Origin of the sequence: Hydrogenoanaerobacterium saccharovorans, from assembly GCF_016901815.1 — a bacterium.
In the GTDB taxonomy this organism is placed as follows: Bacteria; Bacillota; Clostridia; order Oscillospirales; family Ruminococcaceae; genus Avimicrobium; species Avimicrobium caecorum.
On sequence record NZ_JACSNR010000009.1, the window covers coordinates 13,786 to 34,600 of the forward strand.

General features: G+C 63.5%; 29 protein-coding genes. 22 read left to right on the forward strand and 7 right to left on the reverse strand.

Annotated features, from left to right (window positions below):
* Window positions 1–237 precede the first annotated feature (237 nt).
* Window positions 238–651 (forward strand): NifB/NifX family molybdenum-iron cluster-binding protein, encoded by a 414-nt coding sequence (locus H9X81_RS09230; protein WP_177504431.1) that lies wholly within the window; start codon window positions 238–240, stop codon window positions 649–651.
* 183 nt (window positions 652–834) lie between these two features.
* Here the strand turns inward: H9X81_RS09230 and H9X81_RS09235 are convergent, their stop codons facing one another.
* The 6 genes from H9X81_RS09235 to hemW form a co-directional block, all read right to left on the reverse strand.
* Window positions 835–1,608 (reverse strand): PHP domain-containing protein, encoded by a 774-nt coding sequence (locus H9X81_RS09235; protein ID WP_204721478.1) that lies wholly within the window; start codon window positions 1,606–1,608, stop codon window positions 835–837.
* Window positions 1,609–1,968: 360 nt separating this feature from the next.
* Window positions 1,969–2,508, reverse strand: a complete 540-nt coding sequence (lepB, locus tag H9X81_RS09240) for a signal peptidase I (RefSeq protein ID WP_177504430.1) — start codon at window positions 2,506–2,508, stop codon at window positions 1,969–1,971.
* Window positions 2,509–2,521: 13 nt separating this feature from the next.
* Complete coding sequence (gene lepA, locus H9X81_RS09245) at window positions 2,522–4,330, reverse strand: translation elongation factor 4 (RefSeq protein ID WP_191392663.1); 1,809 nt, start codon at window positions 4,328–4,330, stop codon at window positions 2,522–2,524.
* Between the two features lie 93 nt (window positions 4,331–4,423).
* Window positions 4,424–4,936 carry a DUF1648 domain-containing protein gene (locus H9X81_RS09250; protein ID WP_204721480.1) on the reverse strand — a complete coding sequence of 171 codons (513 nt, stop codon included), beginning with the start codon at window positions 4,934–4,936 and terminating at the stop codon, window positions 4,424–4,426.
* Between the two features lie 157 nt (window positions 4,937–5,093).
* Window positions 5,094–5,504, reverse strand: coding sequence for a YjdF family protein (locus H9X81_RS09255; protein WP_204721482.1), 411 nt, complete (start codon window positions 5,502–5,504; stop codon window positions 5,094–5,096).
* Between the two features lie 183 nt (window positions 5,505–5,687).
* Complete coding sequence (gene hemW, locus H9X81_RS09260) at window positions 5,688–6,800, reverse strand: radical SAM family heme chaperone HemW (RefSeq protein WP_204721485.1); 1,113 nt, start codon at window positions 6,798–6,800, stop codon at window positions 5,688–5,690.
* A 275-nt stretch (window positions 6,801–7,075) separates the two neighbouring features.
* Between hemW and H9X81_RS09265 the strand changes: the two genes are divergently transcribed.
* From H9X81_RS09265 to H9X81_RS09365, 21 genes are all read left to right on the forward strand, one after another.
* A complete protein-coding gene (locus H9X81_RS09265) occupies window positions 7,076–7,372 on the forward strand; it encodes a hypothetical protein (protein ID WP_204721487.1) in 297 nt (98 codons plus the stop codon).
* Complete coding sequence (locus H9X81_RS09270; protein ID WP_243424123.1) at window positions 7,353–8,648, forward strand: PBSX family phage terminase large subunit; 1,296 nt, start codon at window positions 7,353–7,355, stop codon at window positions 8,646–8,648. Before H9X81_RS09265 ends, H9X81_RS09270 begins: the two co-directional genes overlap by 20 nt.
* 7 nt (window positions 8,649–8,655) lie before the next feature.
* Entirely contained in the window at window positions 8,656–9,807 is a 1,152-nt protein-coding gene (locus tag H9X81_RS09275) for a serine/threonine protein phosphatase (protein ID WP_204721489.1), read from the forward strand.
* Window positions 9,804–10,721 (forward strand): hypothetical protein, encoded by a 918-nt coding sequence (locus H9X81_RS09280; RefSeq protein WP_204721491.1) that lies wholly within the window; start codon window positions 9,804–9,806, stop codon window positions 10,719–10,721. Before H9X81_RS09275 ends, H9X81_RS09280 begins: the two co-directional genes overlap by 4 nt.
* 16 nt (window positions 10,722–10,737) lie before the next feature.
* On the forward strand, window positions 10,738–11,082 hold the full coding sequence (locus H9X81_RS09285) for a hypothetical protein (RefSeq protein ID WP_191392671.1): 345 nt from the start codon (window positions 10,738–10,740) through the stop codon (window positions 11,080–11,082).
* Window positions 11,083–11,115: 33 nt separating this feature from the next.
* On the forward strand, window positions 11,116–12,129 hold the full coding sequence (locus H9X81_RS09290; protein WP_177502390.1) for a phage major capsid protein: 1,014 nt from the start codon (window positions 11,116–11,118) through the stop codon (window positions 12,127–12,129).
* A gap of 36 nt (window positions 12,130–12,165) precedes the next feature.
* On the forward strand, window positions 12,166–12,549 hold the full coding sequence (locus H9X81_RS09295) for a hypothetical protein (protein ID WP_204721492.1): 384 nt from the start codon (window positions 12,166–12,168) through the stop codon (window positions 12,547–12,549).
* Window positions 12,539–12,901: a hypothetical protein gene (locus H9X81_RS09300; RefSeq protein ID WP_177502388.1), complete on the forward strand. Its 363-nt coding sequence runs from the start codon at window positions 12,539–12,541 to the stop codon at window positions 12,899–12,901. The genes H9X81_RS09295 and H9X81_RS09300 overlap by 11 nt, the downstream gene beginning before the upstream one ends.
* Window positions 12,882–13,358, forward strand: coding sequence for a hypothetical protein (locus H9X81_RS09305; protein WP_177502387.1), 477 nt, complete (start codon window positions 12,882–12,884; stop codon window positions 13,356–13,358). Before H9X81_RS09300 ends, H9X81_RS09305 begins: the two co-directional genes overlap by 20 nt.
* Entirely contained in the window at window positions 13,358–14,386 is a 1,029-nt protein-coding gene (locus tag H9X81_RS09310; RefSeq protein WP_204721494.1) for a phage tail sheath C-terminal domain-containing protein, read from the forward strand. The genes H9X81_RS09305 and H9X81_RS09310 overlap by 1 nt, the downstream gene beginning before the upstream one ends.
* Before the next feature lie 101 nt (window positions 14,387–14,487).
* Window positions 14,488–14,862, forward strand: coding sequence for a hypothetical protein (locus H9X81_RS09315; RefSeq protein ID WP_177502385.1), 375 nt, complete (start codon window positions 14,488–14,490; stop codon window positions 14,860–14,862).
* Window positions 14,859–15,173, forward strand: a complete 315-nt coding sequence (locus H9X81_RS09320) for a hypothetical protein (RefSeq protein WP_204721496.1) — start codon at window positions 14,859–14,861, stop codon at window positions 15,171–15,173. Before H9X81_RS09315 ends, H9X81_RS09320 begins: the two co-directional genes overlap by 4 nt.
* Entirely contained in the window at window positions 15,157–15,447 is a 291-nt protein-coding gene (locus H9X81_RS09325; protein ID WP_204721497.1) for a hypothetical protein, read from the forward strand. The genes H9X81_RS09320 and H9X81_RS09325 overlap by 17 nt, the downstream gene beginning before the upstream one ends.
* Window positions 15,429–15,797, forward strand: coding sequence for a hypothetical protein (locus H9X81_RS09330; protein ID WP_204721499.1), 369 nt, complete (start codon window positions 15,429–15,431; stop codon window positions 15,795–15,797). Before H9X81_RS09325 ends, H9X81_RS09330 begins: the two co-directional genes overlap by 19 nt.
* The gene (locus H9X81_RS09335) at window positions 15,794–16,732 is read left to right on the forward strand and encodes a hypothetical protein (RefSeq protein ID WP_204721500.1); all 939 of its coding nucleotides are present in this window, start codon (window positions 15,794–15,796) and stop codon (window positions 16,730–16,732) included. Before H9X81_RS09330 ends, H9X81_RS09335 begins: the two co-directional genes overlap by 4 nt.
* An 11-nt stretch (window positions 16,733–16,743) precedes the next feature.
* Window positions 16,744–17,094 carry a hypothetical protein gene (locus tag H9X81_RS09340; protein ID WP_204721502.1) on the forward strand — a complete coding sequence of 117 codons (351 nt, stop codon included), beginning with the start codon at window positions 16,744–16,746 and terminating at the stop codon, window positions 17,092–17,094.
* Window positions 17,075–17,413 (forward strand): histidine kinase, encoded by a 339-nt coding sequence (locus tag H9X81_RS09345; protein WP_191392678.1) that lies wholly within the window; start codon window positions 17,075–17,077, stop codon window positions 17,411–17,413. Before H9X81_RS09340 ends, H9X81_RS09345 begins: the two co-directional genes overlap by 20 nt.
* 34 nt (window positions 17,414–17,447) lie before the next feature.
* Entirely contained in the window at window positions 17,448–18,515 is a 1,068-nt protein-coding gene (locus tag H9X81_RS09350; protein WP_204721504.1) for a baseplate J/gp47 family protein, read from the forward strand.
* A complete protein-coding gene (locus H9X81_RS09355) occupies window positions 18,512–19,126 on the forward strand; it encodes a hypothetical protein (protein ID WP_191392680.1) in 615 nt (204 codons plus the stop codon). The genes H9X81_RS09350 and H9X81_RS09355 overlap by 4 nt, the downstream gene beginning before the upstream one ends.
* 1 nt (window position 19,127) lies before the next feature.
* Entirely contained in the window at window positions 19,128–19,607 is a 480-nt protein-coding gene (locus H9X81_RS09360; RefSeq protein WP_191392681.1) for a hypothetical protein, read from the forward strand.
* 107 nt (window positions 19,608–19,714) lie between these two features.
* A complete protein-coding gene (locus H9X81_RS09365; protein WP_191392682.1) occupies window positions 19,715–20,131 on the forward strand; it encodes a nuclear transport factor 2 family protein in 417 nt (138 codons plus the stop codon).
* A gap of 78 nt (window positions 20,132–20,209) precedes the next feature.
* On the opposite strand, the gene H9X81_RS09370 is transcribed toward H9X81_RS09365, so the two are convergent.
* The gene (locus H9X81_RS09370; RefSeq protein ID WP_204721506.1) at window positions 20,210–20,773 is read right to left on the reverse strand and encodes a hypothetical protein; all 564 of its coding nucleotides are present in this window, start codon (window positions 20,771–20,773) and stop codon (window positions 20,210–20,212) included.
* Between the last annotated feature and the right edge of the window lie 42 nt (window positions 20,774–20,815).

Here is a 20,815-nt window from a genome sequence, read left to right on the forward strand (position 1 = left end):
TCCTGCATCTTTCCTCTATTATACAATCCTGTGGTCCATGGTTGCAAGAAGAAAGATGCCCTTTTTTCATAAAATTGATCCATGCCCGGAGAATTTTGGCATTATGGAGAAAATACAGCGGGAAATCTGTCACTTCCCACAAGGCTTGCTTGACAGGACCCTGACAAAGGAGTAAGATGAAGCTAACAAGCCCGGCCCGCACAGCCGGACAAACCGAACAAGGAGCGATCAGATACAATGAAAATTGCGGTAACCTATGAAAACGGACAGGTCTTCGGACATTTCGGACACTGCCGGCAGTTCCTCGTGGCGGAAGTGGAAAATGGACAGGTGATCCGCTCGGAAGTGGTTCCGGTACTGGGCAGCGGTCACAGCGCACTGGCTGGCTTCCTGCACGGTCTGGGCGCTGAAAAGCTCATCTGCGGCGGCATCGGCGCCGGCGCCCGCACCGCTCTGGCTCAGGCTGGAATTGAGCTCTATCCCGGTGTATCCGGCGACGCCCTGGCGGCAGTGCAGCAGCTGGCTGCCGGAAACCTGGCCTTTGACCCGGACACCACCTGCAATCATCACCATGAGGAAGGCCATACCTGCGGCGAGCATGACTGTGGTGAGCACACCTGCGGCGGACATCACTCGGGCGAATGCCGGTAAGCGGATCAGATGCCGGGAGGTTCTGAGCCGGGCACGGCGTTGGCTTTGGCGGGCGGTATCCCGGCAAGTCCTGATCAGAAGATAAAATGCCGGGACTTTGACCCAGGCACAGAAATCAAAAACACACCAGCGAGGAAGAACCCCTTTGCCGGTGTGCTTTTTTTGCGTATGGGGACAGGCAGACTATACCAGCAGGGCAGACTGCATCTCTGCTATATTGGCGCCCACATCTTCCGGACGGTGGGCATCCGAAGCAAAGCGGATGGCAACATTGCGGCTCCGGAAAATATCCAGCATGGTCCGGTTCATGCCCCGCTCCTCAAACCCATAGTTCAGCGCAAGGCCGCCGCTCTGCTCGGCGTACATGCCGCGGGCGTTGAGCTCGTCCGCCAGCTCCCGGTAGACAGAGGAAAAATCCCCGGTGGGATAGTGATGGAAACACTTGATGGAATCCGGATGGGCAACCCCCGAAAACAGCCCGGTTTTCACCATTTGAAGCATCAGGGCGTAGTAGCTCCGGTAGAGGGCTTCCGGGTCCTTTCCCTCCCAGAACTCCGCCTTGTGATCGAAGCCGAAGCCCTCCACCCAATGGATGGAACCCACCGCAAAGTCGTAGGGAAAGGCACGGAGCTGCTCCCGGATCAGGGACTCATACCCGGGAAGGTAACAGATTTCCAGTCCCCATCGGATTCGCACCGGGAACTGCTGCTTCCGCATTTCCGAGATCAGCGCCTGGTACTCCCCGATGGACGGGCCTACCCGGCTGAGGTACCAGTTTTTCTGATAGTCGTTGTAGGCGCACACCGGCTCATACATGGGGGCAAACTCCCGGAAACGGAAGGAATGCTCCAGCAGCCAGATCTCGTCCAGGCCGGCTTTGACTGCCTGATCCGCAAACCGGCTGATCCACTCCCTGGTATAGGGGCCCCGTTCGATATGGATATGCACATCGGTCATGTGAAAACCTCCCTCCGATGGATTGACCGGGCAGAGGCCAGCCGGGCGGGTCGTGCCGGAGATGGCCCCTGTGCCGCAATTCTTTGCCCCCATTATAGCAGGTCTGCGGTTCCCGGGCAAATCCCGGGGGATTGGGGAATGCGGGGGAGCGTGAGCCGGGGTGGTTGGGTGGAGTGGTGTGCGGTGGAGAGGTTACAGATGGGCTCAGCGGGCTGGAAGGGTGGGGCGGCGCTCTGGTACGCCTGCGATCCTGGGGAGAGTGGGGGCGGCAGACGGGGAGAGCGGAACAGGGCGGAAGGGAGGCTTCCCCGCCGGGCATCAAAAAAGCACCCTCATCTGAGGGTGCTTTCTGCTGTGCGCTTATTCTAAGAAGCCGAAGTCGGAGAAGGGGAAGATGGTGAATACCGCCCGGCTGATGACATCCTCCGCTTCGATATAGGGGTTATCCCAATAGCGGGCATCACTGGAACCGGAACGGTTGTCCCCCAGGAAGAAGTAACAGCCCTCCGGTACCTCAAAAGTCCCGGTATAGCCATATTCCTGGTTCTTCACATAGGGCTCGTCCAGACGGACATCGTTGATATAGATATTGCCGTTGCCCTCAATGCGCACCGTTTCCCCGGGCAGTCCGATGAGGCGCTTGATCAGCGTCTTGCCCAGCTCGTCACTGTGGAAGGAATAGATCTCCCCCCGCTGGAGCTCATCGGTATTGTACTCCCGCAGCGAGATCAGCACGCTGTGCTCCGAAATGGTGGGGATCATACTGCCGGTGGGCACATAGGTGATGTTGATTACAAAATTGAAGATCACCAGCAGAATGGCAATCTCCGCAGCCAGCGGCAGCAGCCAGCTCTTTACAAACTGCCGGAGGTCGAATTTTTCGATGGTTTCCTTATCCATGACGGGTTCCTCCTCAGCTGTCCAGCTTGAGTACAGCCATGAATGCCTCCTGCGGCACTTCTACGCTGCCAAACTGACGCATCCGCTTCTTGCCTTCCTTCTGCTTCTCCAGCAGCTTCTTCTTTCGGGTAATATCGCCGCCGTAACACTTGGCAAGTACGTCCTTACGCAGGGCCTTGACCGTTTCACGGGCAATAACCTTGCCGCCAATGGCTGCCTGGATCGGCACTTCAAACATCTGCCGCGGAATGTGTTCCTTGAGCTTTTCCACCATGGCTCTGGCACGGGGATAGGCCTTGTCCGCATGGATAATAAAGGACAGGGCATCCACACTCTCGCCATTGAGAAGAATATCCAGCTTCACCAGCTTGGAAGGCTGATAGCCCGACAGCTCATAGTCAAAGGACGCATAACCCCGGGTGCGGGATTTGAGACTGTCGAAGAAATCATAGATGATCTCATTGAGCGGCAGCCGGTAATGCAGTTCCACCCGGTCGGTATCCAGATACTTGGTATCAATATACTCGCCCCGGCGCTCCTGACACAGCTCCATAATATTGCCGATATACTGGGCCGGTGTGAAGATGCTCGCCTTCACCATGGGTTCCTCCGCCGACGCGATGGTGGACGGGTCGGGATAATTGGTGGGGTTATCGATCTCCAGATCGGTGCCGTCGGTGAGATGGATCTTATAGATTACACTGGGTGCGGTGGTGATCAGATCGAGATTGTACTCCCGCTCCAGACGCTCCTGGATAATCTCCATGTGCAGCAGTCCCAGGAAGCCGCACCGGAAACCAAAGCCCAGAGCAATGGATGTCTCCGGCTCAAAGGACAGAGCCGCATCGTTGAGCTGCAGCTTTTCCAGAGCGTCCCGGAGATCGGGATACTTGGCGCCGTCCACCGGATAGATGCCCGAAAAGACCATGGGATTGACCTTGCGGTAGCCGGGCAGCGGTTCCGATGCCGGTGTGGCTGCCAGAGTGACGGTATCACCTACCCGGGTATCCGCTACGCTCTTGATGCTGGCAGTGAGATAACCGACTTCGCCCGAGGTGAGCTCGCCGCAGGGGATCAGCGAAGTGGCACCCATGTGGCCCACCTCCACCACCGAGAACTCTGCCCCGGTAGCCATCATGCGGATGCGGTCGCCGGGCTTTACCTTGCCGTCCACCAGACGGATATAGACGATGACGCCCCGGTAGCTGTCATAGTAACTGTCGAAGATCAGCGCCCGCAGCGGTTCACTGCTGGTATCCAGCGGGCCGGGAATATCGGTGACGATCCGCTCCAGCACCTCCTCCACATTGAGGCCGGTCTTGGCAGAGATCCGGGGAGCATCCAGCGCCGGGATACCGATGACATCTTCGATCTCATGGGCGACCCGCTCCGGATCGGCGGCGGGAAGGTCGATCTTGTTGATGACCGGCACAATCTCCAGGTCGTGTTCCAGTGCCAGATAGGTATTGGCAAGGGTCTGGGCTTCGATGCCCTGGGAGGCATCCACCACCAGCACCGCTCCTTCACAGGCTGCCAGCGACCGGGATACCTCATAGTTGAAGTCCACATGACCGGGAGTATCAATGAGATTGAAGGTGTAATCCTTGCCGTCCTTGGCATGATAGCGCAGATTTACCGCCCGGGCCTTGATGGTAATGCCCCGCTCCCGCTCAATATCCATATTGTCCAGCAGCTGATCTTCCATATCCCGGCGGGCAACCGTTTCGGTGTTCTCCAGAATCCGGTCCGCCAGAGTGGATTTGCCGTGGTCAATGTGTGCGATTATCGAAAAATTGCGAATATCATCGCGTCGTGTTGCCATAAGCTCTTCTCTCCTGCATAAAATTCGCCTTCCAAAATGGCTTACATGCTAATAAATCAGTATATCACAGAACTGCGTTCCCGTGCAAGGGCTTCACTCCCTGGGCGGGGTGCGTCCCAGCCGGACTGCCCGCCAGAGATACCAGCCCTGGCTTCCGAACAGGCTGCCCAGGAACACAGGCCACCACCACCCGGGCAAGGGCCGGAAGGTGAGAGGCCAGACACTGAGGAAGGCAAAGATCAGGGCAATGACCAGCTGCAGTACCGTGAGCATCTCGCCCATCAGGCAGTAGAGCATGGGCCGGGTGCGGTCGGTGACCGGCAGACCGCTGAAGCTCCAGCCCCGGGGGAAATACCGGGTGACAGCGAGCAGCAGCCACACGCCCCAGCCGATGCCAAGGAGCAGTCCCAGGGAGCCGCGCCCCGACCAGCCGTCGATCTCGCCGCTAAAGCCATAATGGGACGGCAGACGCACCGGCAGGCTGCCCCAGTTTGCCAGGAGCCAGGCGGTTGTGCCCAGCAGCACGATGGCTCCCACCGCCCGGAGAAACTTTTCCCGCCGGGACAGGGGCAGGCGTCTGGGGGCATCGGGATTATAGATTGCCATGGTAATCGCTTCCTTTTAATAAAAGTACCTCTATTATCATACGGGTTTTGGGGCAGGGGTACAAGCAGGGGATTGTAAATTTTTGCGCAGGAGATAAAAAACACCCCGGCAGGGATCTTCCCCGCCGGGGTGTTGTGCACAGCCGGGCAGACGGGGATCAGTGTCCCCGGTGCTTCTGCTGCCGCTTCTGCCGGTGCAGCCGGTACTGTTCCCGGGCTGCCTCCCGGCGCTCCTCTGCCGTCTGCTGACGGCGTGTCTGCTTTTCGGCTTCCCGTCCCGCCGCCGCAGCTGCCCAGGCCCTCTTTCCGGCCGGACGCTGCTGCTCCCGGGCAATCTGACGCTGCCGCCGCTTGGGGTTCTGTGCCTCGGGACGGCGGGCAGGCGCTTCCAGCGCCGGGGTGGTGCGCAGCCGGGTCAGCCGGTGCAGCACCCAGAGAAGTACCTCCGGTTCGGTGGGCTCGGCCCCAAAGACCACTCGCCCGACCTCATACCGGTCGTCCTCCCAGCGCTCCAGCGTCCCGACCCACCAGGGCGGGGAAAATTCCACAGTCAAACGCGAACAGAGCATATCCGCTTCCTCCTTTTTGTTCCGGCAGTGCCGGTGTGTGAAGCGGGAACGGACAACCAAAGGAGGCAGGTTACTGACTGCCCGGAGAAATCCCCGGCAGCGCCCGGACTACCAACCGGGCGGTGTTTTTATCCCGCAGCTATATCGCTCAGCTGTCCGTGGGGACAGCCAAACAACAGATCATTATCCCCAGAGCAGGAAGGGAATGAGCGATCCCTCCACCAAAAAGCCCTCGGGGGTGAGGGTGATGGTGCGTCCGGTGACGGTGCAGAGCCCTCTCATCTCCGGACGGCTGGCCCGCTGAAGCATCGCTCCGGCGTCATACCCCGGACAGGCCGCTTCCAGGGCGGTGCAGTCCAGTCCCTCCCGGAGCCGCAGCGCCATGGCGACCCGTTCCTCCGGGGAACCGGCCTCCCCCTCGTCCTCACAGAGCGACCAGGGATTTTCCGCCCGGAGAAAGGCATCGATGTCCCGGGGAAAGACAAACCGCCGTCCCCCCAGACAGGACGCCGCCGCCGGGCCGACGCCGAGATACTCCTCACACCGCCAGTATCTGAGATTGTGGCGGCTCTCGAAGCCCGGACGGGCAAAGTTGGAGATCTCATACTGATGGAAGCCCAGCCGCTCCAGCTCGGCAATGGCGGCGAGGTAGATCTGCCGCTGGGTCTCCTCATCGAAGTCCGACTCGGTATAGCGGGCGGCATAGGGAGTGCCCTCCTCCAGCTGGAGCATATAGGCCGAAAGATGCACCGCCCCCAGCTCCGCCGCGAACCGGATGGAGCCGAGCACCTCCTCCACCGTCTGGTGGGGCAGGCCGAGCATGAGATCCAGCGAGAGATTCCGGAACCCCGCCTCCCGGACGATCTGCACCGCCTCCGCTGCCTTTTCCGCTGTATGGGTGCGCCCGAGATCCCGCAGCTGGGCCGGGCTTGCCGACTGCAGCCCCATGGAGATGCGGTTGAAGCCCCCCTGCCGGAGGGTGGCCGCCATCCGGGGGGTGATGGCGATGGGGTTGGCCTCCAGGGTGATCTCGGCGTCCGGGGTGAGATCGTACCGCTGCCGGATGCCCTCCAGCACGGTACAGAGCCGGTCCGCACCCAGCATGGTGGGGGTGCCGCCTCCGAAATAGACGGTATCCACCCGGCTGCCCCTGGGAAGCGGAGCCGTATCCAGGGCATGGAGCAGGGCAGCGGTATAGGGGGCAAAGAGATCCCCCCGTCCCGCCATGGTATAGAAGTCGCAGTAATCACAGCGCTTCTGGCAGAAGGGAATATGCAGATAGAGTCCGGCGGACATGGCAGTTACCTCCCAGTGTTTCTCTCCCCAGTATAGCACGGGACCGGGTCAGGCTCAAGGCGGGACGGTTTTTCCACCGGCAGACTGCACAGTTTTTGAGGACGAACAAATGTTCGTTTTCGGCAAAAGGGAGAAAACCCCGGAAAACTTTCCGAAAGGGCTGGTTTCGGGGCATTTTTCTGCGCAGTTTCGGTGTTTTTCCGGGGGTGGGTGAGAGCGCCTTCTGTTCCTCCTCCGGACAGAGGGGCTCCGGTCATGGGAAAGGAGGTGACGCCATGGATCGGGAAAAACTGCGCCGGGAAGCGGTACGCCAGCTGCGCCGCATGGCTTCGGGCGCTCCGGTGGAGGAGCTGCGCATCACTCAGCGGGAGGACGGCAGCCCCGAACTGGAACTGGCAGGCATCGACCCCTACCAGCTCTCGGGGGTGAAGCTGGGAAAGAATGGGGTGGAGCTCTCCTTTTACAGCCGTCTGGAGGCCATCGACCGGCTGCTGGAACTGGCTGGCCCCGGCGGCGACAACCTGCTGGAAGAACTGGGGCTTTCGGAGTGGAATGGCGGGAAAGATGAGTAGCCATGCCGCTGCCCCGGTGCGCTGGTCCGAAAAACAGCGGCAGGTACTGGGCTGGTGGCGTACCCCCGAACTGCGCCGGAGGTATGACGCCATCATCTGCGATGGAGCGGTGCGCTCGGGCAAGACCACCTGCACCGGGCTCTCCTTCCTGGCCTGGGCGCTCTGCTGTCAGCCGGGACAGGACATCGCCCTCTGCGGCAAGACCATCCGCTCCCTCCGGCGCAACCTGGCAGGCCCCCTCTTTGAACGCATGCGCCGCATGGGCATCGACTGCCGGGAACGCTTCTCCGAAAACTATGCCGACCTCACCTGGGGAAGCCGGTCGGTACGGGTCTACCTCTTTGGCGGACGGGACGAATCCTCCGCTTCGCTGATCCAGGGCATGACCCTCGCCGGGGTGCTCTTTGACGAGGTGGCCCTGATGCCCCGCTCCTTTGTGGAACAGGCTCTCGCCCGCTGCTCGGTGGAAGGGGCAACCTTCTGGTTCTCCTGCAACCCCGAACACCCGGAACACTGGTTCTACAAGGAATGGATTCAGAAAGCCGAGGAGCGCCGGGCTCTCTACCTGCACTTCACCATGCAGGATAACCCCGCCCTCTCGCCCCAGGTGATCCGCCGGTATGAGCGGATGTACACCGGGCGCTTCTATGAACGGTTCGTGCTGGGAGAGTGGACCGCCCCCGAAGGACAGATCTATGATATGTTCTCCGCCGAGCGGCATGTGGCCCCCGCCGGAAACCGGGACTGGCAGCGGCTGGTGATCAGCTGCGACTACGGCACCGTCAACCCCATGTCCATGGGACTGTGGGGGCTCTGGGACGGGGTATGGCACCGCCTGCGGGAGAGCTGGTATGACGCCCGGGCCGAGGGCAGCCGCCGCACCGATGAACAGCACTATGAAGCCCTCTGCCGTCTGGCAGGGGAGTTCCCGCCCGAACGCATTGAAGCGGTGGTCATCGACCCATCGGCTGCCAGCTTCATCGAATGCGTGGAGAGCCACCGGGTATTCCGGGTGGTGCGGGCGGACAACCGGGTGCGGGAGGGTATCGCCGCTGTGAGCCGCTGGCTTGCCGAGGGGAAACTCTTCTTTGACCCGGGGTGCGACCAGTGCATCCGGGAGTTCTCCCTCTACCGCTGGGAGGACGGCGGCAGCGAACGCCCGGTGAAGGAACAGGACCATGCCATGGACGACCTGCGGTACTTTGTCATGTATTGCGAACAGGAGGAAAAGCCCGGGGGCTTCTGTGCCGCCCGGGTAGAACGCACAAGGAGGTAACTTACGCATGATGGAAACACTCACCCGGCTCTGGCGGAGAGCTCCCCAGCCGGCTGTGCTGCAGCTTGCCCGGAGCCGGGACAGCGACTGGGCCGCTTCTGCCCTGCCCCAGGCCCGCCGGCGGCTCTGCCGGGAGATCCGCCGGAAGGTGCCGGTAGCCGACGCCGCCCTGGACAAGATCGTCCGGCTCACCGGGGAATTTATCGTGCAGAGCGATGACGCGCTGGTGGAAGAGGAACTGCGCCGGTTCTGCCGGGAAATTGCCATCGGCGCCGGACGGCAGGGACTGCGGGGCTTTCTGGAACAGTACCTGAACAGCCTGCTCACCGACGGCACGGCTGTGGCAGAGATGATCCCCGCCGCCGATGGTTCGGGATTGGGGGCAGTGCTGCTCTGTCCCGCCGAATCCCTGGCGGCGCGCCGGGCCGAAAACGGCGTGGGACTGCGGTTCTATGCCGCCCGGGACGGTCTGCCCGGGGAGGAGGTGCGCTGGCCCGAACTGATCCTCTACACCCCGCTGGACCCCGATGCCGGCGAGGTATGGGGACACTCGGTACTGGAGGGGCTGGAAGCGGTGAGCCGGGTCTGGGAACAGATCCTGCGCTCCACCGCCCAGAACTTTGAACGGGCCGGAAGCCTGCGCTATGCCGTCACCTACCGTCCCGGCGAAGGGGAACGCATCAATCCCCGGGAGGTGGCGGAAACCATGGCCCGGGAATGGCGGGCTGCCATGGACGGCAGCAGCGGCAGTGTCAGCGACTTTGTGGCGGTGGGCAATGTGGAGATCCGGGTCATCGGCGCCGACAGCCCCATCCTCGACACCGAAGTGCCGGTGCGCCAGCTGCTGGAACAGATTATCGCCAAACTGGGCGTACCGCCCTTCCTGCTGGGACTGCACTGGTCCACCACCGAACGCATGAGCAAACAGCAGGCCGACCTGCTCACCAGCGAGCTGGAACGATACCGCAGTCTGCTCACCCCGGTGCTGCGGCGTATCCTGGATACCCATCTGCGGCTGTGGGGCCATACGGCTCCCTTTGCCGTGGAGTGGCAGGACATCAGCCTGCAGGATACAGCGGAACTGGCTCAGGCCCGCTATGACAACGCCCGTGCCGCTGTACTGGAAGAACAGCTGACTGAGAAAGGAGAGATTGTATGAGTGAGACCACTGCGGCTCTGCCCGGCACCCCCACCCAGGCCGAACTGGAACAGATCCGCCGGTACACCCGCCGGGACTTTGCCCCGGAGGAACTGTATGTATTCCCGGCGGTGCTGTGCGACAACCAGATCGACCGGGACGGGGAACGCTTTTCCCGGGACTGTCTCCGGGAGCTGGCAGAGCTCTTTGTGGGAGTGACCGGCGTCTTTGACCACCGGGCTTCGGCAGAGGGACAGCATGCCCGCATCTTTGCCGCCCGGGTGGTGGAGGACCCCAGCCGTCCCACCAACTGCGGCGAGCCCTATACGGCGCTGCGTGCCGAGATCTACATGCCCCGCAATGAAAAAACTGCCGGGCTCATCGCGGAGATCGACGCCGGCATCAAGAAAGAGGTGAGCGTGAGCTGCGCAGTTTCCCGGAGTGTCTGTTCGGTGTGCGGCGAACCCGCCGGCACCTGCTCCCACCAGCGGGGCAAACGCTATGGGGAGATCCCCTGCCATGTGATCCACTGCGCCGCCACCGACGCCTATGAATGGAGCTTTGTGGCAGTGCCTGCCCAGCCCCTTGCCGGTGTGACCAAGAGTGTCCGCCAGACCCATCGGGAGGCTGCGGCCCCCGGGGACAGCGATCTGCTGGAACTGGGAAAGGCATACCTCCAGCGGCTGCGGGAGGAATATGTGCGCTGTTCCCTCATCGCCCTGCCCGAACTGCCCGAGGAGGCCGCCCGTGCCCAGGCGATGGAACTCTCCGCCCAGGGGCTCATCACCCACACCCGGGCCCTGCGGAAGGCGGCCTCCCGCCGGATGCCGGTTCTCTCCCAGCTGCTGGGGGATCTGCCGTCCGATCCGGCTCCCGCTTCTGACCCCGACTCTGTAAACCGTCCGTTCCGTCTGGAACGGTCCACCCAGAATTAAAAGGAGGAATTTTTCCATGAACATCAGTCTGAATGGTTATGGCACCGGCTATGTCACCCTCGAGGCCGCCGAAGGCCTCACCGAAGGCGTTCTCGCCAAGATTTCCGCAAACCATACCGCCGCTGCCGCCGGGGACGGCGAAGCCTTCATCGGCCCGGTGCTGTCGGTCCGGGACGGCCTGGCCCTCTGCCAGCTCTCGGGCATCTGCACCGTGGCCTACACCGGCGGCGCTCCCACCCTGGGCTATGATATGCTCGCCGCGGACGCTTCCGGCGGCATCAAGACCACCGAAGCCGGCGGACGCACTGTCCTGGTCACCGCGGTGGATTCCACTGCCATGACCGCTGAGATCCTGCTCTGATTGCTGCACCCAAGACGAAAGGAGAACTGATTTATGTCTGCTTACCGTGAAATGAAGATCGACAAATCCCTCTACCAGCGCAGGGGCGGTTTCTTCCGTGCCCTGGAGGAGATGGACCCCTCCGCCGACTACCGCGGCACCGACCTGGAAAAACTCACCGCCTTCGAGCGCCAGCTCAAGCGCTTTGACATCCATGTGAGCGGCAGCGCCAGCGACCCGGTGGAGAAGTTCTTCCGCACCAGCGAAAGCGCTGTGCTGTTCCCTGCCTACATCGGCGCCGCCGTGGAACAGGGCATGCAGAGCCGGGATATTCTCTCCTCCATTGTGGCGGCAAAGACCGAGATCGACTCGATGGACTACCGCTCCATCCTGCCCATGCCCGATGCCGCTGACCGCACCTTGGCCGATGTTGCCGAGGGCGGCTTCCTGCCTGAGACCGAGATCCGCCTGAAGGAGAACCTGGTGCACCTGCGCAAGCGAGGCCGTATCCTCAAGGCCTCCTATGAGGCCATCCGCTTCCAGCGTCTGGACCTCTTTGCGGTGGCCCTCCGTCAGATCGGCGCCCAGATCGCCCGCACCGCTGTGGAGGACGCTGTGAAGGTGCTCATCGAGGGCGACGGCAATGAGAACCCCGCCGAGGTCATCGAAACCGCCGGCAGCGGCACCCTGACCTATGCCGACCTCTGCACCCTGTGGGGCAAGTTCGAGGACTATGAGATGAATGTGCTGCTCTGCAACCCCGAGGTGGGCAACAAGATCCTTTCGCTGGAGGAACTGCGCCAGCTGGGAGACGGCAACCGCTTCACCGCCCCCGGCACCTATGCCACCCCCTTCGGCGCTCTGCTGCTCAAGAGCTCGGCAGTGCCTGCGGACACCGTCATCGCCCTGGACAAGAACTGTGCCCTGGAGATGGTCACCGCCGGCGGCGTAGGCGTGGAGTATGACAAGGTCATCGACTGCCAGACCGAACGGGTGGGCATCACCTGCATCACCGGCTTTGCCAAGCTCTATCCCGACGCGGTGAAGGTGCTGAAGATCAAGGAATAATCCCCCGTTTCAGAAAGTGAGAAAGGAGGACTGCCTGTGGAAGAACAGGAGGTTTCGCGGCTGTTCGGGCTGTTTACCGGGCTTTCCGAGGAGGAGGCTGCCGGCTGGGCGGTGCTCTGCCGCAGCACCATCGCCGAACTCACCGGACGGCTCCGTCCCGGTGTGGACCCCGCTTCGGATGCCAACCGGGAACGCCTTTCGGCTGCCGCTGCCGCCATGGCAGCCTACCGCTACCGTCTGCTGGGGGCAGGACAGACCCCTGACAGCCTCAAGGTGGGGGAGATCACCCTCGCCTCCGGGGGCAGCTCGGGAGGAATCGGCGCTGCCGCCGCACTCCAGCAGGAATATCTGGCAGCGGTGCGGGAACTGGTGGACACCGGAGCATTCTGCTTCGAAAGGGTGAGAAGCCATGGCGTCTGAAGTGAAACGGCTCATCACCCGGGCTCTGGACAGCCTGGCAGTGGACGGACTGCTCCACGCCGCCGGACAGGACGAACCCCTGCCGGTACGGGTGGTGCTGCAGCCGGTAGCCGACCGGAACAAGAGCTATCTGGAAGGCACTGAAACCCCATTGGGCGGCTATGGACAGAACTATGGCATCGGCTATCTGCCCGCCGGGGAGGAGAGCCTTGCCATGCAGGCGGACGACTGGCTGGAAACAGCCGGAGAACAGTGGCGGGTACGCCGCCGGGAGGTGTTTTCCCTGCGGGGAGAGGCACTTTACCTGTGGTGTGTCCTCACAAAGGAGGAAGATGATGGCGGCACTGTATGACCTGCGGGAAGAACTCACCGCACTGCTCCGGCAGGGGCTTCCCGATGCGGCTGTGACCGGGGAATATCCCGGCGAGGGCCGGCGCTATCCCCAGACTGTGCCGGCTGTGGCAGTGGGCATAGCTGAAGCGGCCCTGCAGAAGCTGGACTACCTGGGAGAACAGGACGCCGGAGAACAGTCCGGACGCCGGTGGGAGACCCGGTTCCAGCTGGAACTGAGCGCCCCCAGACGGTCGGGAGCCGGGGAACTGTACCGGCTCTTTGACCAGGTGAGCGGACTGCTGCTCACCTACGGCAGCCGGTACGGGCTCCAGGAGGTGGACTGCGGCAGGGCAGAGTATATCCGGGAACGGGACTGCTTTGCCCTGACCTGCACTGCCCTGTGCGTTCTCGAGGAGACTGAGACCCAGCCCGGCACTGCCATCACCGGCTTTGAAGTGACAAGGAGGAGTGACTGATGGAAGAAAAACTGCGCCCGGGGGTGTTTTCCAGCTACACCGCCGGCAGCTCGGGCTATGGCTCGGGCAGCCGGGCGGCGGGACTGATCGTCCCCGGCGTGACCGCTCCGGGCACCCCGGTGTGGGTGACTGACGGCACCGAAGCCGCCGCTGCCCTGCCCGCCCGGGAGGAAGCAGAGGCCCTGGCAGCCTGTGAACTGCTGCTCGCCACCGGCGCCGGAAAGGTATGGCTCTGCCCGGTGGCAGAGGAGGGCTGGCAGGCGGCCTTTGACCTGGCGGGGGCCGAGGCAGAGCTGGACACCATTGTCTCGGCCTGTGAAGAGGAGGCGGATGCCCTGGCCTTTGCCGCCATGCTCACCGCCGCCGCCAACGACCGCCGGGAACGGGTGGGCATCATCGCCGCCGCTGACGACGAAGCTGCCCTGGCCCTGGCAGCGGCAGTGAACTGTGAGCGTGTGATGCTCACCGCCGGCAGCGGCGTCTACCAGGACTGCGATTCACCGCTCTGTCTGGCGGCGGCAGTGGCGGGAAAACTGCTCTCCCGCTCCGCCCCGGACGAGAGCCTGTCCGCCGCGGTACTGGAAGGGCTTTCGGCGGTCTCCCCGGCCCGGAGTGAGGCGGAGATCGAAACCCTGCTCCGGGGCGGTGTGGTGCCGGCGGAATGGGTGGGCGGTCAGGCGGAGTGCATCCGCGGCGTGACCACCCGCACCAAGAATGGCTCCGCCCCCGACAGCACCTGGCGGGACATCACCACCCTGCTCACGGTGGATCACATCATGCAGGCGGTGCGCCAGATGCTCACCGAAAAACTGCGGGGGGTGCGCTCCTCCCAGCAGTCGCTGGAGAGTGTCGCCTCCCAGGTGACGGTGCTGCTCCGGCAGAAGGAGGAGGAAGGTCTGCTCGAGGACTGGAGTGACCCGGTGGTCTATACCCGCCCCGAGGACGCCTCGGTCTGCGTGGTGGAGCTCTCCTTCGCTGTGGCCCGTGTGGTGAGCCGCATCACCGTCACCGCCTCCATTACGCTCTAAACAGGGGCTTTGCCCCCACGCCCCCGGGGCTGTCTTCCGGTCTCTGCCGGAATCAGCCCCCCCATCGGGGTGTGTTTTTTCTCTGAAAAGGAGGGACACAGATGGCAGTATTTCCCACTGCAAAGGATATTTACATCGAAGTGGACGGACGCCGCCTGGCTGCGGCCCAGAGCTATCGGGTGAAAACCACCCGGGAAGCCCGGTTCGTGGAGAGCTTCGGTTCGGCTCAGCCCGCCGGTACCGTAGCGGGTCAGCCCCGGCATACTATCGAACTCACCCGGCTGCAGGTGGTGGGCGAAACCGGCGTGGATTTCCATGCCCTGAGCGACTTTACCATCGTCATCGTCAAGCCCGACCGCAAGATCCTCTTTACCGGCTGCCAGTGGAGCGGCGTCACCGAACAGGCCGAAAGCTCCGACCCTGTGAGCGAAAAACTCACCGCTGTGGCTGCCGCCCGTCTGGAGGTGAGCCTGTGACCGATGTGACCAAGCTGAAACTCTACCCCCTCACCGCCTGGGACGAGGTGAGCTTTGCCCGGCGTATGGCAAGGGTGCTGGCGCTGATCCTCCCCGATGTGGGGGACCTTGCCGCCGCCGAAGCCCTGGCGACCAACTGCGTCACGGTATTCTGTGCCGTCCGGGGCGCCATCGATGAGGTGCGCACCCCCGAGGACCTGCTCTACCGTCTGACCCTGGACGAGATTGCCCAGCTGGCAGAACGGTATGCCCGTCTCCGGGACGGCTGGTGCGAACGGGAAGGAGAGGATTCCCATGCGCCGGACGCTTGACGCGGCACTGCGCCGCCAGATCCGGGCCGCCGCCCCCGCCCCGGCGGAAGAACCCGATGCCCCGGTGTGGAAGCCGGGCTTCGGGGAGGAGGCCGAGCCTCCTGCCGCCGTGCGTCTGCCCGGGGAGGAGCCGGAGGAGAGCACTCCGGCAAAGCGGGGGTGTCCGGCGGCGGAGGGAGTGATCCGCCGGGCAGGAGCAAAGGCTCCGGTACCGGACCCCCAGGGGCTGCTGCCCTATGAGAGGAGGAATCGCCGATGGACACCGTACAGGTGAGCTATGGACAGTACATCTTTTCCCCGAACCCGGCGGCAGTGACGGTGAAGAACCGCCGCACCGCCGTGACCGAACCCCTGCCCGGCGGCGGGGAATGGCTGACCGTCACCGGGACAGCGCCCCGGGAGGTGACGCTGGAAGGGCAGCTCTGGGCCGAGGACGCTGCCGCGGCGCTGCGCCGGTATGAGGAGCTGCGCAAGGTCTATGAAGCCGGGGGCGCCCAGGTGCTGTGCGTACCGGGACACCCGCCCTTCTACGCCCTGTTCACCGCTCTGACTCTGGAAGCCCAGGGGGACGGACGGGTGCTGGACTATGCCGCTCAGTTCCTGGAAGGGGGCGAACTGCTGTGACTGTGACCCTCTTTACCCTGGACGGCACCCGCATGGAGACCGACCGGGTGCTGGAAGCCTCTGCCGACTGCCAGGCGGGCAGTCCGGCGGCACAGTTTTCGGCGGTGCTGCCCGGGGAGAACTGGCCCGAGGAACTGGTCACCGTCCGCTGGAAGGACGACTCGGGTTTTACCCTCTTCGAGGGCTATCTGGACACCGCTGCCCAGGTGCTGGACAGCGACGGCCCCCGGCTGGAGGTCACCGCCCGGAGCGCCGGGTGCTATCTGCTCGATAACGAAGCCCTGCCCCAGAGCTATGACTCGGTGACGCTGGACAGCTTCTGCCAGCGGTACTTAGACAGCTACGGCATCTTCCGCCGGGGCTTTTCTTACCGGGGACGCATTCCCTATACCGTCCCCAAGGGCCAGAGCGAATGGGAAGCCCTGGCGGGGTTTGTCTATGCCCTCACCGGGAAGTTCCCCTATCTCAGCCGGGAGGGGGAGCTCTGTCTGCTGCCCCGGGACGGAACTGCCGTACAGCTCTCCAACACCCGCACCGGCGGAGTGCGGTTTCTCGCCCGGACACTCTCCGAGCGCCGGAGCGAGCCCATCTCCAAGGTGCTGGTCCGGGATAAGAACGGCTATTACCCCACTGAGTTCGGCGACCGCCGGGCGCTGGAGCTGGGCATCCGCCGCAAGCGCTACCTGATCCCGCCCACCCAGTACGAGGACGGACGGGAGGACGCTCCCACCCTGCTGCGCCGGGCCATGGCGGACTACCGCCGGGGAGAAGCCGAACTGCCCGGCCTGGTGAACGGGATTTTTCTCGGGGACCGGGTACAGTTCGATACCGGACGGGAATGGCTGGTGATCCGGGTGCAGTGGAAACAGAGCGGCAGCACCGCCCGCACCCATCTGGAACTGGCTGATCCCACCTATGCCGATCTCTATGGATAAAAGAAAGGAAGATGACCATGCAGGAGGAAATGACCCGGCTGCGTATGGCTGCCGCCGGTGAGGACGGTATGCTCATCACCGGGGAAGCCCGCCGGGACGCCGCCTGGTTTCTGCCGCCGGGCTATGCCGCCCGTCCGGAACCGGGCAGTACGGTGCTCACCGCCGATCTGGGAGGAGGCCCTCTCGCCCTGGGCGTGCCCATGGCACAGGCAGACCTGCTCCCCGGGGAGATCCGTCTCACCGCCGGTGCTGCCATGCTGCGGCTCTGTCCCGATGGGCGGGTGTATCTCAACGGCGTGGAGATCACCCCCGCCGGCACCGCTGAGAAGGGAGGGCAGAGCCGTGGATCTGATGCTTCGTGACGGGGATCTCCTGCCCGGCGCGGACGGACAGCCCCTGACGGTCACCGGGCTGGCAGAACTGCGCCAGCGGGTGATGATCCGGCTATGCAGCCGCCGGAGCGGGTTTGTGCCCTATCCCGAACTGGGCAGTGAGCTCTACCGCATGAACCGGGCGGATCAGGAGCGCATCCGGGCGGCGGTGGAGGAGGCGCTCTGTCCGCTGACCGGGGTGACCGTGCTGAGTGTGGAACCGGTGCCGGGGGCATCGGGCCTGGAAGTGCGGGTGGAACTGGAAGCGGACGGCGTAAGTGAAACCGCCGGTCTGCTGCTGACCCTGTAAACCATGACGACCCCCGGAACGGGGAGAGGGAGGAATGAATTTGGAAAGCGGTTATCTTACAGCCATGCGGGCGGAATACCAGCGGCTCACCGGCGCCCTGCCGGGGGAGGACAGCGACATCGGCATCCGTATGGCTCTGCTGGCAAACCAGCTGGAACTGCTGGAGGAGGAGCTTGGTGCCCTGCGCCAGGCCGCGGACCCGGAGACGGCGGAGGGTGAAATGCTCGACCGCCATGCCGACAGCCGGGGACTCCGGCGCAAGGAGGCGGCAGCTGCGGGCGGCGTGCTGCGGTTCTACCGGGAGGGAGCGGCGGCTCAGGAGATCGTGCTGCCCCAGGGACTGGTGGCCTCCACAGCCGGCGCGGAACCGGTGCGGTTTGTCACCACTGCCGAGGGACGCATCGCCGCCGGGGAGACCGAAGCCCTGGTGCCGGCTCAGGCCGAACAGCCGGGCAGCACCGGCAATGCCGCCGCCGGGAGCATCACCGTGCTGGTGACAGCGGTGGGCTCGGTGGACGGGGTGGAGAATCCCGAGGGCTTCTCGGGCGGACAGGACGCCGAAACTGACGACGAACTGCGCAGCCGTCTGCTGGAGAGCTACCATGCGGTATCCAATGGTTCCAATGCCGCCTATTACCGCCGTCTGGCCCTGGCCCAGGACGGGGTGGCGTCGGTGCAGGTGATCCAGCGCCCCAGAGGCAGCGGCAGCGTTGATCTGGTCATTGCCGGGGAGGGCGCGGCGGCTTCGGAGGACACCGTCCGGGAGCTGGGCGAACTGGTGGCCCAGCAGCGGGAACTGGGTGTGGATGCCCAGGTCACTGCCGCCGAGGAAAGCCCCTGTCCGGTGACGCTGGAGCTCTTCGCCGGGGAGAACTACGCCTTTGACGATGTGAAAACCCAGGCCGAAGCCGCTCTCCGGGCGCTGTTCGGGGAACTGGCAGTGGGTCAGCCCCTCTACATTGCCCGGATCATCGGCACGGTGATGGCAGTGCCGGGTGTGGAGAACTGCCGTCTCACCGCTCCGGCAGCCGATCAGCCCGGGGCGGAGCGCAGTCTCATCACCCTGGGCGAACTGACCGTGACAAAGGGGGCGGAAGCATGAAGTTCGGCACCCGTTCAGCCCTGACCCCGGCGGGTTGGGAGAGCATGGTGGCACTGCTGGACCCGCTGCGCCTCTATGACCTCTCGCCCGGGAGCTTTGTGTCCCGGGAGCTCATGGCCTATGCCGCGGGACTGGCTTTGTTCCGTCAGCGGCTGGAACAGTGCCGGGACGATCTGTTCCTTGCCACCTGCAGTCTGGAACGGCTGGCCCGATGGGAGGAACTGCTGGATCTGCCGGTGGCCCGTACCGATGAGGCCAGCCGCCGGGAGATGGCGGCAGTGAAGCTCTCCATCGGGGAGGGGGATTTCACTCCGGAGGGCATCCGCCGTTCCCTGCTGGCTGCCGGCCTGGAAGCGGAACTGGAAGAGGATTTCTCCCAGCGGCTGATCCGGGTCACCGATGCCCGGATCATCGGCGGCTACCAGACCCTGGACGAAGTCAAGGCCCAGGTGCGCCGGATGCTCCCCGCCCATCTCGAGGTGGAGTTTGACATCGGTGTGCTGACCTGGGAGATGTTCGAAGCCATCGGACTGGATTTTGCCGCCTGGGACAGCCGGGACTTTACCTGGGAATGGTTCGATCTCAATGGAGAAAAACTGGGAGGAGAATGATATGCCAAGCACATCCAAGACAAAAACGCTCCGGCTCAATCAGTTTGTGGGGAGCGACAAGCCCAAAATGGACGACTTCAACTATGACAATACCCAGCTGGAAACCCTGGTGGGCGGTCATCTGGACGACACCGAAAAGCATCTTACCCAGGCGGAACGGGAAGAGTGGTCCCGTCCGTCCAGTGAGCTGTACTTCTATGACGGCAATGATGCCTCCCAGCGCAGTTTCACCCTGGATTTCGAGCCCCGGTTCTGTACGGTCTATGCCCTGGAAATGCCGCCGTCGGTCAATGATATGTCCACGCCCTCTGTTTCCCTGTGCTACCATGCGGCAGCCGGACAGGACGGCAAGGCAACCGTGGGCATCGCCCTGAGCGGCAAAACCCTGACTGTCTATAACGACCCCGATCTCAGCATGGCACAGACCCGCCGCAAGCTCAATGCCCAGGGTATCAGCTATGTCTGTCAGCTGTTCCGCTGACCCTGAATATACGCAGAACGGAAGGCAGGATATGCCTTCCGTTTATTGCGGTATGGGGCGGGACTGTGGTACAATGGGAGAAAAAGCCAAGACAGGAGGCATGTTCCATGGAGGAGAGAGAAAACCGGGTCCGGGAGTGGTTTTCCATGTGGCTGCGGCAGGACTGTACCGGGCTGGAGACACTGTTCTGTCCGGAGGCAGTCTATGTGGAGAGCTGGGGGCCGGAATATCATGGCGCCGATCAGATCCGGCTGTGGTTTGAGGAGTGGAACCGCCGGGGGATTGTCCTGAAATGGGAGATCCGGCAGTTCTTCCACAAAGGGGAGCAGACGGCGGTGGAGTGGCTGTTTGAAAACCGGGTGGACGGCCGTACCGAAGCCTTTGAGGGCATGACGCTGATTTGCTGGGCAGACGATGGACGGATTCTCCGTCTGCAGGAATTCGGCTGCAACCTCCGGCGGTATGACCCCTATGAGAACGGCCCGGAACCGGTGTTCCGGGAGGAAAATCCCCTCTGGTTCTGAGCTGTATAAAAACAAAACCGGCTGGCCCTCCCCGGGAAGGTCAGCCGGTCTTTTTTGTGTGGAAGCGGGGGAAGGGGGTCACAGCCAGTCCAGCAGGAGCCTTCCGCCCAGCAGCGCCCGGACTGCGATCCGCAGTCCCCGGGGCAGCAGGAAGGGCTCCAGACGGTCCGCCAGCCAGGCCAGCCGGGCTGTCTGTTCCGGGTCGGGGGCAGCTTCCCCCACGGTGAACGCGATCCCCTCCTCGGTGAGCCGGGCGGAAAACACCTGGGTGGGCAGGCTGCCCATTCCCACCCGGCGGTAGCTCTCCTCCACCAGCAGAGCCCCGAATACCCCGCCCAACAGGATCAGGGTCAGGAACATCGCCCCGAAAAACTGCCGGGCAGTCTGGCGGCGCTGTTCGGGCAGACTGAGCTCCTCCGGTTCCGGCTCCGGGATCAAGTCCTGTTCGTCCGGCGCGGTCTTTCCCTGCCGCACCCGCTTTGCTCCGGAGGGTTCCGGTGCGTCCTGGCTGCGGACACTCTCAAGAATGGCGTCCATCTCCCGCCGGGATACCCGTCCCGCCGCGGTCTGCCGGGCCTGGGCAAGCAGTTCTTCCACCTGTTCTGCCGGGTCCGGGGAAGCGGCAGGTTTTTTCTCCTCCATGGCATCACACCCTTTCAGGGAGAGTCTGCCCCGGAGAATCCT